A 12,599-nucleotide genomic window follows, 5' to 3' on the forward strand; every position below is an offset into this window, starting at 1 on the left:
CCCCGGAGCCCTCGCTCTCGAGTCTCGCGCCGCCCCCGGTGGCCGGGCCAGTCAGCGCCGGGGTGATGACCACGTGGTGACGGGACGGCGAGTTCGGCCCGTACCTGGCCGCGGTCGCCGGCGCCTGAGGGGCTGGCCCGTCCCTCAGGCGCCGCTCCACCGGGCTGGTCAGGAACCGGTCGACATCCGGTCATCGTCGCTGTAGTCCGGGTCGGAGTTGCTGCCCTGCGAGTCGAACTGGACGGTGGCGAACGGCTCCCCCTGTGACGCCTGCTGGGAGGCGTCGGACACGTCCATGTCGGACTGGCTGCTGGAATCTGTGTCGCTGTCGGACGCGGGAGCCGGGGGGTCTTGCAGGGTGTAGGTCGCGGTGCTGCCGGAGCCGTTCACGGTCACCAGACCCACGTCGACGTACGAGTCGATCAGTTTCCTCCGGCGGTCCTTGGAGAAGGTCGACAGGGTCATTCCCTGCATGTGGGTGTCAACGGTGCTGGTGGTGGGGGTCTGGCCCTGGGCGACGAGGTTCTCGTAGTCCGCGTACGAGAGGGACACGGCCTTGTCGCGGGCGAGCGCCTTCCAGGCGAACTTGTGCATCTCGTCCTCGGTCAGCGTCGTCTGCCCGTCGTACTCATCCTTCACCAGTGTGTAGTACTCCACCAGGTCGTCCGGGTCCCGGCCGTTCCTGATGAGGTCGTTGATGTCCGGCGCGTTCTCCCAGGTGGTGTGGGGGGCGTTGTCGAGGAAGATGTCGATGGTGGTCGGGATCATCACCGACCGGTAGTTGCCCGTCGCCGAGGCGTAGTGCACCTCGAAACGGAGGTTGCCCGCGCCCAGGTTCGCCATCGCCGTCTCGATCCGGCGCCACATACCGGTGCCCTGGTTCAGCGACCACTGGGGGACGATGTTCGCCTCGGTGTCGGTGCCGCCGACCTCCAGGCCCATGACGTGGCCGCGGTCGTACCCCGCGCCGCCGAAGAGGTCCTTCCACACCAGTGCCTCGCTGGGCGACCGGCGCTTGCCGAACTGCTGCTCGTAGACCTCCTGGAGCTTCTTGACCGCGTACGGGTTCGGTGCCGCCGGCCGACCGGCCGTGCCCGTCCGAGCGATGGGACCGGTCACCGTCCGGGGACGCTGGATGGTCAGGTTCTGCGCGAACGGGGCGTTGCGCTTGCTGGGCTGGTAGTGCGACACCACCGCGTTCTCCAGCACAGTGCTGCTGGCCCGCTGCACCGTGTCCGGCCCCGCCGGTCCCGCCGCGTCCGGCGGTTGCCCCGGCGATCGCTGCACGTCGGGCACCGGACCGGACATGACCTTGTGGGCGTTGGCCTCCGCCGCCCGCTCGAACCGGTCACCCGGGTCCGACACCGCGAACCCGTGCCCGGTGTCGCTGCCCGAGACCGGCCCCGTGCGCTGCTGGACGACGTGGGTCAGCTCGTGGGCGAGGGTGTGCTTGTCGTCGCCGCCGGCGCCGAGCACGACATGGCTTCCCGCCGTGTAGGCGCGGGCGCCGATCGCCCGGGCCGAGCCGGCCGCGGCGAGCCCGGTGTGCAGCCGCACGTCGGAGAAGTCGGTGCCGAACCGGGCCTCCATCTCCTGGCGCACCGGCGCGGTGAGCGGCTTGCCCGCCGAGCGCAGCACGTCCTGCACGCCGGTGTCCGCGGGGGCTGGCCCAGCGGGGGCCGCCGAGGGGTGCGCGCGGCGGGCGACCATGGCGGTCACCGCGGCGTTGCCCGCGCCGCGCTGCGCCGCGCGGAGCGCGGCCGCGGTGAGCGGGGGCGGCACGGCGGCCCCGCCACCGGACCCCTCCCGTCGGGCGGCGGGTCCGCCCCGTACCGACTGCCGGGTCTCGGTCTGCTCGGTGCGCGGCCTGGACGTCTGCACCTGCTGCCTCCTCGTCGACGCACGCCTGTTGCGGTCCCAGTGAAATCCGCGAACGGGAGGGACGTCCAGGTCCGCGCGGGCACCGCAGGGGCAGGGTGTGCGTCCCCCGGACGACCGGCGGGGAGCGGAAGGGCAGCGATCTTACCCCCGGGCAGGTCCCCGGGTCCCTGCCGCCGAGGTGGAGGCGTCACGCAGACTCGGCGAAGCCACAGGTGGACGACCGCGAGAACGCTAAAGGCGCACCGCAAGGTCCGTTCCTCCAGCCCTCGGGTCCAGCACGCGCGTGCTGATGTTCCTGTTCGGGAACAAGGACGGACTCGTGCGGGCGTTGCTGGAGCGAGCCCGCACGGAAGAGCTGGCGCTCATGGCCGGACTCAGCCGGCCCGAGCGGCCCGTCGGTCTCGCCACCGCGGCCCAGGAAGTGTGGGCGTGGCTCGCCGCCGACGAACGCCGCCCGCTGCTGCGCCTGGGGGCCGAGGCATACGCCCGCTCCCTCGTCGATCCCCACGGCCCCTGGGCCGGGTTCGCCAGGAGCACCGTGGAGGACTGGCTCGATATACTCGCCGGCTGCCAGACGCGGACCGAGCGGGACGCCGAGGAGGGTGTCGTACGCCGCACGCTGGCGCTGGCCGTACTGCGCGGCGCGCTGCTCGACCTGCTGGCCACCGATGACGAGAAAAGGGTGACCGGTGCCGTCCACCAGCAACTGGCTCTTCTGCGTGGCACTGAACGCACCGGTGATTGACCGCCGACTCCGTAAACCGCCTGGGAAATCGCTCTTTCTGGCTCCGGCCACTGCTGCTCGACGTGGGGAGAATCGAACACGGCATGACGCCGTGCCTTCCGAAGTCGTGAACAACTGCTGTCGCATCTCGTGAACAGAGCCAGTCAGCCGTATGACGCGGGCGGGACGCCGTACCGGGCCGCGCCGCCACGGCGACCCGGCTCGCACCCGCACGGCCGGATGAGCACCCCGCCCCGCGCGGTGACGTGAAACGGTCCGCACCCCGAGACCCTCGTGGTGCAGACGCCGCATGCTGCCCTCCGAAGCGCACGCAAAGGCGTCCGGTCCGCCTCCGAAGAGCGCACGGGAGTCCGGTCCGCCCCGAAGCCGCGTCCGCGTCCGCCGCCGGCGCGCCGCGCCGGCCCAGCACCTCGCCACCGCGGCCCGGCATGCTCGGGGAAGGGTGCCGATGGGCTTCCCGACTGTCTCGTCATGGCTCCCTCGACCACCCCTCGTGCATCATTGACGCGACTGACACTTCATCTGCGATCGAATTCCTTCGGCCTCAACGCCCCTTATGACTGCGGAGGTTCGCGATGGCGTCGACGCGCGTCCATCTCGTGCTGGTGCACGGGCTGTTCTCCTCGGCCAAGGTGTGGCGGGCGTTCGAGACGCTCATCGCCGACGACCCCGAACTGACCGGTCTGGTCAGCATCCATCCCTTCGAGTACGACTCCCCGCTCGGCCGGCTCCGGCCCGACCGCCGGGTCGCCGAGACCGACGACATCGCCGACCAGCTGGGCACCTTCCTGGAGACCGAACTCGCCGACGCCGAACGGATCGTGCTGGTCACGCACAGCCAAGGCGGCCTCGTCGTACAGCGGTTCCTCGCCCGCAAGCTGTGGAACGGCGAAGGCGCCGAGCTGACCCGGATCAAGTACTTCACCATGTTCGCCTGTCCCAACACCGGTTCGGGTTTCTTCCTCACCATGCGCAAGTTCCTGAAGCTCTGGAACAACCCGCAGGAACAGCAGTTGAGGCCCTTCGACCGGGCCGTGACCGAGGCGCAACGCACTGTTCTGGGCTCGGTGGTGCACGCCCGCACGTACAGCGACACGGAATGCCCCATACCCGTGCGCGCCTACGGAGGATCCACCGACGACATCGTGCCCCCCATCGTCGCCCGGGGCCTCTTTCCCAAGGGCGGCGTGATCACCGCCGACCACTTCTCCATCATCCAGCCCGCGGACCGCACGGCCGCCTCCTACCTGGCCGTGCGCGCGGCGCTCCTGGAGGTGGCCGAGCGCCCGTCGGCCACCCGGCGACCCCTCGCCCCGGCGGCGACGGACGAGGGAGCCGACGCCCCGGACAGCGCCGGAACCACGCCGGACACCGCACGCGGCGTCCCGTCGCCCGCGTCCGACGCCCCCGGCCTCACCCCCTACCCGTCCCCGCCCTACGGCCAGCTGAACGACGGCCAGTTGAAGGGCAAGGACCGGCGGGAACTCGTCGCCTACCTGCTGTCCGAAGAGGCCTGCCAGCAGGTGCACATCGTGGCGGGCCTGGGCGGCTCGGGAAAGAGCCGGATCGCGCTGGAGACCGCCGAACGAGCCCAGCGCGCCGGCCGCCGCGTGTGGTGGGTGTCCATGCCCGAACTCAGCCTCCGCATGCGGATGATCGCGCGCGACCTGGGCGCCCCGTCCATCAACGTGGAACGGGCCTGGCTCGTCGGCCAGGCCATGGATCTCGTGTGGACCTTCCTCGACGCCTGCCCCGATCCATGGTTGCTGATCTTCGACAACGCCGACGAGCCCGAACGCCTCGGGCCTCCCGACGGCCCGCTCGCGGCCGGAACCGGCTGGCTGCGCAAACCGCACAATCCGCGGGGCACCGTCCTCGTCACCAGCCGGGTGCGCCGTCGGCACGCCTGGGGCGAAATCGGCCTGATCCACCAGGTCCTGCCGCTGGACGAGCACGACGGCGCCTCCATGCTCCTCGAACGGACCGGGGGCCTCGGCGGCACGAACGAGGACGCCCGCGGACTGTCGAGGGAGCTGGGCGGACTGCCGCTCGCGCTGCGGCACGCCGCCGACGTGATCAAAGCGGTCAACGAGAGCCAGATATCCCTGGGCAGCGACATCAGGAACTTCGAGACCTTCCGCCGCACCGTGAACACCTCCGCGGGCCGGGACGGGCCCCAGCTCAGCGAGCTGCTGGGCCGGGAGATCGTGGAGAAGGTCTGCGGCATCGGCATGAACCTGCTCACCGAGCACGACCTGCCCCAGGCCCCGACCCTGCTGAAGGTCTTCACCTGCCTGAGCATCGCCCCGATCCCCTACCGCTGCCTGCTGTCCGGACCCGCGCTCGCCCAGTCCCCGCTCTTCCCCGGGGCCACCGCCGAGAGCAGCAACGCCGCCCTCGAAGGCCTGGAGGAACTCGGGCTCGTGGACGCCTACGAGCGCGAGGACGCGGCCCACCGCGAGCTGGCCGGAATGCTGTCCCTGCACCCCGTGGTGCACGGCGTGCTGCGCGAGGACGAGGAGGTGCGGGCCCGGCCCGCCGACTTCTACGGCGTCGCGCTGCGCATGCTCCTGTCGGCCTCCGACCACCGCAACCCCGACCACCCCGCCAACTGGCCCCTGTGGGCGGCCCTCGCCCCGCACACACTGGAGGTCTCCAAGGCATGCCTGCTCGGTGAACCGCGGCTGTCCGACCGCACGGTGCGCACCGAGGCCCTCGAACTGGCCCGGCTGACCGCCCGCTACCTCATCGCCACCGGTCTGCCGGCTCCCGCCTACGACCTGGTCGTCCCGCTGATCGAACGCTGCGCCTCCTTCGGCTTCGACGAGGACGACCGCGAGATCCTCGGCCTGCGCCACGAACACGGCCGCATCCACCTCGACCGGGAACAACTGACCAAGGCCGAACGGGTGCTGAGCCGCGTGGTGCGGGCGCGGGCCCGGATCCTGGGCGAGGACCACGCGGACACCCTCGCCAGCAGGCACAAGCTGGCCCGCGCGATCCACGAACAGACGGGGCGGCAGACCGAGGCGGAGGCCATGCTGCGCTCCATCGTCGAAGCGGAGAAGCAGGTGCGCGGCCACGAGCACTACGACACCCTCGTCGTGCGCCACACGCTGGCCCGCACCATGCAGGCCCTCGGCGCACACCGCGAGGCCGAGGCGGAGGCCCGCCAGATCCTCGACATCAGCCGCCGCAACCACTGGCCGCCGGCCACCCCCGAGGTCCTGCGGGTCAGGGAGACGCTGTCGCACACGCTGCTGAGCCAGAACCGTGCGCAGGAGGCGGAACAGGTGATCCGCGAGGCGCTGCGCGACGCCTCCCAGCCCTCGGACTCCAACCTCGTGATGCGCCTGCGCTACACCTTCGTCCTCGTCCTCCTCGGAATACGCGGGCGCACACCCGAAGCGGTGAGCGAACTTCGCACGCTTGTACTCGATCTCGACCGGGTGGTCAGTTCCAAGCACCCGCTGTCCGTCCAGGCCAGAGCCCTCCTGGACAAGGCTTTGCGGGAAATGCCGACATGAAAGTCCTTCAATTTCAAGGAAGTTGGCGTAAATGCACGGCCGGCGACTCCCTTGCGCGTAGCCTGACGGTGCCTCACCCTGAGTGATGCGTCCCTTACTCGAACGCGCGGAGGTCCACCTATGGCTGCTCTCCCCATCACCGACACCCACGACGATCACTCCCTGACGTGGGGCGCCCCGGGGAGCGAGCTGGAGGAGTTGCAGGCGGAGGCGGGCCGGCGCATCGCGATGGAAGCACTCGAGGCCGGACGCCAGGCACTCGAACTCGATGCGAAGACCGCGTTCCGCCCCACCACCGGAGCGCCTCCCGAGTAGGGGCGGCGGGGCGCCGTCGATTTCCGCTGTCTTGCAGAGCGTCGGGGGAGACCTACGAATGATCACAGGGACATCCGCTCGGGACATGCCGCACATCGCGCCGCACGATCCGTTCTTCCGCGTCGCCACCGGACCCGCATTCACCCACCGACTGCTCTCCGGCCTCGCCGCCGGGCGGTACGCGGCCGTCCGGGTGCCCGGCTTCTTCTCCCCGGAGCGCTGCGAGGAGATCCTCACCGCCCTTGAACGCAGGACGTTCGACTCGTACGGCACGACGCGCGTCCAGCCGCCGGTCATGCGGTTCGGTGTGGGGATCAGCGACCACATGGCGGACGGGGGAGTCGCCGACAGCTACTGGGAGGCGCTGGAGGGGCACTCCCGGGCATGGCGGGCCCTCGACCTCTCGTTCGATCCCTTCGCCGTCTGCCGGGAGGCACTGGGTGCGCACTGGCCCGGCGGCGCGGCCGTCGGCCGGCGGGGCGGCCGTCAACTCGGCGACGGCGTGGCCAGGGAGCCCAACCAGGGCTTCCTCGTGCACTTCGACGACGCGTCGCGCGAATACACCGAGGACCTGCTCGACGTTCCGCTGATCGGCCAGTTCGCCTTCAACCTCTATCTCAGCGTGCCCCCTTCGGGCGGTGAGACGGTGCTGTGGCGGCACCGGTGGCAACCGGAGGACGAGGCGTACCGGCTGCCCGCCTCCTACGGGTACGACGAGGCCGTCGTGCGCGGTGCCGAATCCCTGGAGATCACCCCCCGCGTCGGCGAGGCACTGCTCATCGACCCCCGCAACTTCCACGCGGTGCGCCCGAGCCGGGGCGCTCGGCGCGTGGCACTGGGTTTCGCGGTGGGACTGGCCTCGTCCGGGCAACTGGTCACCTGGGCCTGACGACCCCGCCCGGCCCCGCCGCGCACCGGTCGCACTGCCCGCAGCACTTTTGACTCCTCGGTGACGGAGCGACTACGTTCAGGTGATGGAAATCCTGCGCTACGTGGCCTTCAGCAGCGACCCCCGGGGCGGGAACCCGGCAGGCGTGGTGCTGGACGCCACCGGCATCGACGAAGCGACGATGGCCGCCGTGGCGGCCGAAGTCGGCTACTCGGAAACGGCGTTCGTCGTCCCGCGGCCCGACGGCGCGCTCGACATCCGGTACTTCAGCCCGCAGACCGAGGTCCCGTTCTGCGGCCACGCCACCATCGCGACGGCCGTCGCCCACGCGTCGCGGCACGGCGTCGGCCGTCTGCTGCTGCACACCCGGGCGGGAACCGTCCCCGTGACCACCTCGACCGCCCCCGACGGTTCCGTCACGGCCACCCTGGTCAGCGTCGAGCCCCGCACGACGGACCTCGCCGACGCCGATCTCGCCGAGCTCCTCGCGACGCTCGACTGGTCCGCGGCCGACCTCGACCCGGCCCTGCCGCCCCAGGTCGCCTACGCCGGCGCCTGGCACCCGGTCATCGCCGCCGCCGACCGGGCACGGCTGGCCGACCTCGACTACGACATGGCGGCGCTCAACGCCCTCATGGCGCGCCGGAACTGGACCACCATCGCCCTCGTGCACCGGGAGTCGGACACCGTCTTCCACGCCCGCAACGCCTTCCCGCCCGGCGGCGTCGTCGAGGACCCGGCCACCGGCGCGGCGGCCGCGGCGCTCGGCGGATACCTGCGCGCCAACGGGCTCGTCACGCCGCCCACCGTACTGACCATCCACCAGGGCGTGGACATGGGCCGCCCGAGTCTGCTGACCGTGGCGATCCCGGCGGATCCGGCCGGCGGCATCGAGGTGACGGGCACGGCGGTCCCCAACTCCTGAACCGGCCGCCGGCTATCGGGCGTCGTCCCCGGACACCCGCAGGACGACCTCGATCTCCACCGGAGAGTCAAGGGGCAGGATGTTCATGCCGACAGCGCTGCGGGCGTGCCGGCCCGACCGTCCGAACACCTCGACCAGCAGTTCGCTCGCCCCGTCCACCACCTCGGCCTGCCGGATGAACCCGGGCGCCGAGGACACGTACCCCACGACCTTCACCACCTGCACCACCGTCTCCAGGGGTGCCACCGAGTCGGCGGCCGCCAGCGCCGCCAGCGCGCACTGCCTGCTCAGTTCCCGGGCCCGCTCCGGCGACACCTCCGCCCCGACCCTGCCGGTCGCGGTCATCTCCCCGCCGGTCAACGGGATCTGCCCGGACACGAAGACGAACGGGCCGCTGCGCACGGCCGGCACGTACGCCCCCTTGGGCGCGCTCACCTCCGGCAACCGCAGCCCGAGCCCGGCCAGCCTTCCGCGGATGTCAGCGCTCACTGCCCCTCCCGGCACTCGACGAAGAGCACCATCGTGGCACCGCGCCCGCCCCGTCGGGGGTGTATCGCCCGATTCGCGGTGTCGCCCGCCACCGGGGCGTCACGGCGCAGGCGCTCGGCGGCGACGTCTCCGAAGCTACGCTCCCTGGTCGCCGCGCGCATAGCGGTGCTGCACCGCACGCAACCGGGACAACTGCCTCTCGAACTCCCCCATGTCGTCGGCACCGACCCAGGGCACCGGCAGCGGCACCGTGGAACCGTCGCGGAGCGTGGCCACGACACGCAGATTGGAACTCCGGACACGGGAGTCGACGGCGGCCACCCGAAGCCCCTCCAAGCGGGCTATCTCGTCCCACCCCAGTCGCCGCCACCGCAGCACCGCGCGCAACCGGAGCCCGTCCGGGCCCGCCTCCACCCGCCGCCTGAGCATCCCGAGCCCGCACCCGAGGACCCCCACCCCCACGATCCCGGCGAAGACCGCCAGCTTCTCGGCGCCCGGAACACCGAGACCCGCCGCGACCGCCGCCGCGACCGCGACCAACGCCAACGCCGCGGTCCACCAGCGCGCGGACGTCCCACCCCACCGCAACGACAACTCAGCATGATCGGCCATTCGCGTGATCTTGCCATCCGCCGTGCCCGTTCGCCATACCGCGGGTGACGACTCAGGGGCCGACCGTGCCCGTGCGCCATCGCATCCGAGGCACCTGACGCCGCGCGGAGACGGCGTCCGCCCGCCGGCTCACCGGGCGTCGGTCGCGTGCCCCGGCGCGCTCGGCGGAACCCGGCCCGTCCGCTGACACCGGGCGGAGGCGACGGCCATGGTCACGGGGTGCCGTCGGCCGGATGTGACCGTTGGAGGCGGTGGGCGGTGCAGCGTTCGATGACGAGGAGGGCGGCGTCGTCCGCGGGTTCCTGCCCGACGTGGTCGATCAGGTCTCGGTGGATCTCACGGACCAGGCCCTCGGGGGTGGAGGCACGGCGCACGGCGGCGGACTCGCCGAGTGGGTAGAAGGCTCCCGAAGGCGAGCGGGCTTCGACGACACCGTCGGTGTAGAGCAGCAGCATGTCGCCGGGCTCGAAGGTGAAGGGATCGGTCCGGTGCCCGGAGCCGGGAGACTGGTCCATGCCCAAGGGAGGCGCCGGATGCCGCGCGTGCAGGGCGGTGACGTGGTGATCGTGCCGCAGCAGGGGCGGCGGGTGGCCGCAACTGATCATTTCGGCCTGTGATCCATGGTCGGGGATGTCGAGCAGCAGGGCGGTGACGAAGTGCTCGCCGGGGTCGTGCTCGGTGTCGGCCACCTCCTCCAGATTCCGGGCCACACTCTCCTCCAGGGCCGCCGCCAGCCCGGACAAGGTGGGGTAGCGGTGTGCGCCCTCGCGGAACGCGCCCAGCACGACCGACGCCTCGCCGATGGCGGCCAGGCCCTTTCCCCGGACGTCGCCGATGATCACCCTGGTGCCGGGACGGTCGGTGCGGGCCAGGGCGAACAGATCACCACCGATCCGGGTCTCGTCCTCGGCGGCCAGATACATCCAGGCCACCCGCAGCGGCCCTATCCGGCGCGGTGGCGGCCGCAACAATGCGAGCTGTGCGGTTTCCGCCACCGATCGTGCCCGGCTCAGCTCCCGGCCGCGCCGTTCGCGCACATGACAGACGAAGACCACCAGGACCGAGAGCACGATCAGCGCGGCGACCTGCGCCATGTGGTTGGACGTGGTCAGCCCGCCGTGGAACACGCCGATGCACAGCTGGGCGGCCACAGCCAGAGCCCCCACGAGCGCGGTCGGCCGCGGCCCGGCCAGGGACGCGGTGAGGGCCGGCGCGACCACCAGGAAGGGACCCAGATGGATGTCCTGCGGAGAACGCAGGTCCGCCACGGTGATCGCGACGATCAGCGCTAAGGGGATCACCACCGCCCCGCGGCCCGGCCGTCCAGCCAGGAAGCGGTCCACCGACGCACGCCGCACGCTCATACCACCGGTGTACCCCCGTTCCCGGACACACGCCCGCGCGCCGAAGCCCCGCCGCCGGGCCGCCTGGGCGACCGGTGCTCAGCTCGGCGAGCGCGGAGCGGCGGCACGGGCGGCCTTGCCGAGGAGCGCCCTGAGGATGTCATCGGCGTGCGTCCACAGCAGCGCCCCGCCGATCTCCGGCACGACATGGCGTCGCGCACCGGGCACACGCGCGGCGAGCAGTGCGCCGTTGTCGGGCGAGTGGCCGGTGTCCCGCTCGCCGTACCAGATGTCGACCGGGACCGTGATCGCGTCGAGCGCGAACGGCCACCGCCCCATCGCCAGGACGGTGTCACGGGCGTAACCGGCGGCACCCTGAGCGAACGCTTCGTTCAAGGCCCTGCGGTAGCCGGCCGCGAACTCAGGGTCCTGGTACACGGCGAGGTCGCACTCCGGACTCCCCGCCATGACCATGTCCCACATCGCCTCCGCGGTGAAGCCCGCGAAGAACTCCTCGGCGCCGGCCGGATCGTGTGCGGTGCGCTCGACGAGACCGCGCAGGCCCGCGTCCAGGGCAGGGGCGAACCGCGGCGCGGCGACCTCGTCCGCGCCGGAGACGACGGCCAGCGCCGAGGCCACCCCCGCCACGGCACAGGCGAGGGCGAACGGCGCGCCTTGGGAGTTCCCCACCACGGCCGGGCGCCCGAGCCCGCGCAGCGCGCAGAGCTGCCGCACGTCCCCGGCGAAGTCGCAGAAGGTCCGCCCGGGGGCGGGCGTCGAGGCTCCGAGCCCCGGCCGGTCCACGGAGACAAGACGCACTCCGAGCGCCTCGACCACACCTGCCCCGAACCCGAGCCACCGGCTGGTCGCCGCCCCAGGACACAGCAGAACGGGCACTCCGTCCGACGGCCCCCACTCGGCCCATCCGAGCGACCGCCCATCCGACAGCACGCTTTCGCCCAGCCTCGCGGGGATGCCGACGTATCCGGTCATGATCGGCATCATGGCCCTGGACGCGGCATCCCGCACCCGACTTTCTCCGTGGCCCCGGTGGCGTCCGGGACGGCACCACGGCCGCGAACGCGGTGGGGCCGGACGGCTACGGACGCCATTCCCGGCGGTAGTCGGGGTGCCCGGCGTACGACTGGGCAAGGACGCGAATCGCGTACGCGAGGCCCGCTGTACGGGGGTCCGAGGGGTCCATCTCCTTGTACTCGCACGCCAGTTGCCCGGTCAGGTCGAGCATGGGCAGATGGCTGTCGAGAAGGGCTTCGCCGCCGATGGCGTCGGCCACGTGGGCATGGGCGTGGTTGTCGTCCATGACGCGAGCGAGGAGGAACTCCGGAAGATCCCCGATGTCTTCGGCTTCGCCTGCCGGTCCGGTGGGTGCGAGGCCCAGGGGAGCGCGACGCGGCCACACCTTGCGGTGGCTGATCCGCCAGCCGTCGGGGGTGCGTACCACGGTGTCGTCGTAGGAGACGGAACCGCAGGAGCCGTCCGCCTTGATGCCCAGCCCCTTGGACCGGGCCCGCACTTGGCCGTCCGGCGACGGCGATACGACGACATTGGTGACGTGATGCGCGACGGGGTTCGCGGCCCCCAGCGCCCAGGCCGCCTCCCGGACGGCCGCCACCCCGCGCAGCGGCTCCTGGCCGAACTCGCCGAGGTCGTAGACGACATCGGAGGTGAACAACTCCTCCAACCGGTCCAGGCATCCGTCGTCGACGAGGTGGCCGTGCGACGAGATCAGCTCGGTGATGGCCAGGCGATCGGCAAGAGCGAGTGACACACGCGTCCTCTCCGGCCCGGCAGGCGAAGACCGCACCGGGCATCGTTCCGTCCTCCGCGGCGCCGTGCGTGACGGCCGGCAGGC

General features: G+C 71.8%; 11 protein-coding genes. 5 read left to right on the top strand and 6 right to left on the bottom strand.

The features are described from left to right. Positions 1–168: 168 nt before the first annotated feature. Positions 169–1,881: a DUF4157 domain-containing protein gene (locus HZZ00_RS16715; RefSeq protein ID WP_374028532.1), complete on the bottom strand. Its 1,713-nt coding sequence runs from the start codon at positions 1,879–1,881 to the stop codon at positions 169–171. A gap of 289 nt (positions 1,882–2,170) precedes the next feature. On the opposite strand from HZZ00_RS16715, the gene HZZ00_RS16720 reads away from it, so the two are divergent. The 5 genes from HZZ00_RS16720 (at position 2,171) to HZZ00_RS16740 (ending at position 8,282) form a co-directional block, all read left to right on the top strand. Next, positions 2,171–2,626 carry a TetR family transcriptional regulator gene (locus HZZ00_RS16720; RefSeq protein WP_180332931.1) on the top strand — a complete coding sequence of 152 codons (456 nt, stop codon included), beginning with the start codon at positions 2,171–2,173 and terminating at the stop codon, positions 2,624–2,626. Positions 2,627–3,201: 575 nt separating this feature from the next. Then, a complete protein-coding gene (locus tag HZZ00_RS16725; RefSeq protein ID WP_180332932.1) occupies positions 3,202–6,153 on the top strand; it encodes an alpha/beta fold hydrolase in 2,952 nt (983 codons plus the stop codon). 120 nt (positions 6,154–6,273) lie between these two features. Then, positions 6,274–6,468, top strand: coding sequence for a hypothetical protein (locus HZZ00_RS16730; RefSeq protein ID WP_180332933.1), 195 nt, complete (start codon positions 6,274–6,276; stop codon positions 6,466–6,468). Between the two features lie 85 nt (positions 6,469–6,553). Further along, complete coding sequence (locus HZZ00_RS16735) at positions 6,554–7,357, top strand: proline hydroxylase (protein WP_257585835.1); 804 nt, start codon at positions 6,554–6,556, stop codon at positions 7,355–7,357. Positions 7,358–7,442: 85 nt separating this feature from the next. Then, positions 7,443–8,282: a PhzF family phenazine biosynthesis protein gene (locus HZZ00_RS16740; RefSeq protein ID WP_180332935.1), complete on the top strand. Its 840-nt coding sequence runs from the start codon at positions 7,443–7,445 to the stop codon at positions 8,280–8,282. 12 nt (positions 8,283–8,294) lie between these two features. Here the strand turns inward: HZZ00_RS16740 and HZZ00_RS16745 are convergent, their stop codons facing one another. From HZZ00_RS16745 to HZZ00_RS39060, 5 genes are all read right to left on the bottom strand, one after another. Continuing rightward, complete coding sequence (locus tag HZZ00_RS16745; protein ID WP_180332936.1) at positions 8,295–8,771, bottom strand: RidA family protein; 477 nt, start codon at positions 8,769–8,771, stop codon at positions 8,295–8,297. A gap of 135 nt (positions 8,772–8,906) precedes the next feature. Next, positions 8,907–9,383, bottom strand: coding sequence for a PH domain-containing protein (locus HZZ00_RS16750; RefSeq protein WP_180332937.1), 477 nt, complete (start codon positions 9,381–9,383; stop codon positions 8,907–8,909). Positions 9,384–9,595: 212 nt separating this feature from the next. Then, complete coding sequence (locus tag HZZ00_RS16755) at positions 9,596–10,747, bottom strand: PP2C family protein-serine/threonine phosphatase (protein WP_180332938.1); 1,152 nt, start codon at positions 10,745–10,747, stop codon at positions 9,596–9,598. 78 nt (positions 10,748–10,825) lie between these two features. Next, positions 10,826–11,719, bottom strand: a complete 894-nt coding sequence (locus HZZ00_RS16760) for an alpha/beta fold hydrolase (protein ID WP_180332939.1) — start codon at positions 11,717–11,719, stop codon at positions 10,826–10,828. A 106-nt stretch (positions 11,720–11,825) separates the two neighbouring features. Then, entirely contained in the window at positions 11,826–12,515 is a 690-nt protein-coding gene (locus HZZ00_RS39060) for a DUF6221 family protein (RefSeq protein WP_306856173.1), read from the bottom strand. Positions 12,516–12,599 lie beyond the last annotated feature (84 nt).

This window comes from Streptomyces sp. NEAU-sy36, assembly GCF_013423905.1.
In the GTDB taxonomy this organism is placed as follows: domain Bacteria; phylum Actinomycetota; class Actinomycetes; order Streptomycetales; family Streptomycetaceae; genus Streptomyces; species Streptomyces misionensis.

Excerpts from the sequence above, each read along its gene's own strand:
- HZZ00_RS16735 (WP_257585835.1), top strand. The coding sequence starts at position 6,554 with ATGCCGCACATCGCGCCGCACGATCCGTTCTTCCGCGTCGCCACCGGA.
- HZZ00_RS16760 (WP_180332939.1), bottom strand. The coding sequence starts at position 11,719 with ATGACCGGATACGTCGGCATCCCCGCGAGGCTGGGCGAAAGCGTGCTG.
- HZZ00_RS16725 (WP_180332932.1), top strand. The coding sequence starts at position 3,202 with ATGGCGTCGACGCGCGTCCATCTCGTGCTGGTGCACGGGCTGTTCTCC.
- HZZ00_RS16755 (WP_180332938.1), bottom strand. The coding sequence starts at position 10,747 with ATGAGCGTGCGGCGTGCGTCGGTGGACCGCTTCCTGGCTGGACGGCCG.
- HZZ00_RS16720 (WP_180332931.1), top strand. The coding sequence starts at position 2,171 with ATGTTCCTGTTCGGGAACAAGGACGGACTCGTGCGGGCGTTGCTGGAG.
- HZZ00_RS16730 (WP_180332933.1), top strand. The coding sequence starts at position 6,274 with ATGGCTGCTCTCCCCATCACCGACACCCACGACGATCACTCCCTGACG.
- HZZ00_RS16740 (WP_180332935.1), top strand. The coding sequence starts at position 7,443 with ATGGAAATCCTGCGCTACGTGGCCTTCAGCAGCGACCCCCGGGGCGGG.
- HZZ00_RS16750 (WP_180332937.1), bottom strand. The coding sequence starts at position 9,383 with ATGGCCGATCATGCTGAGTTGTCGTTGCGGTGGGGTGGGACGTCCGCG.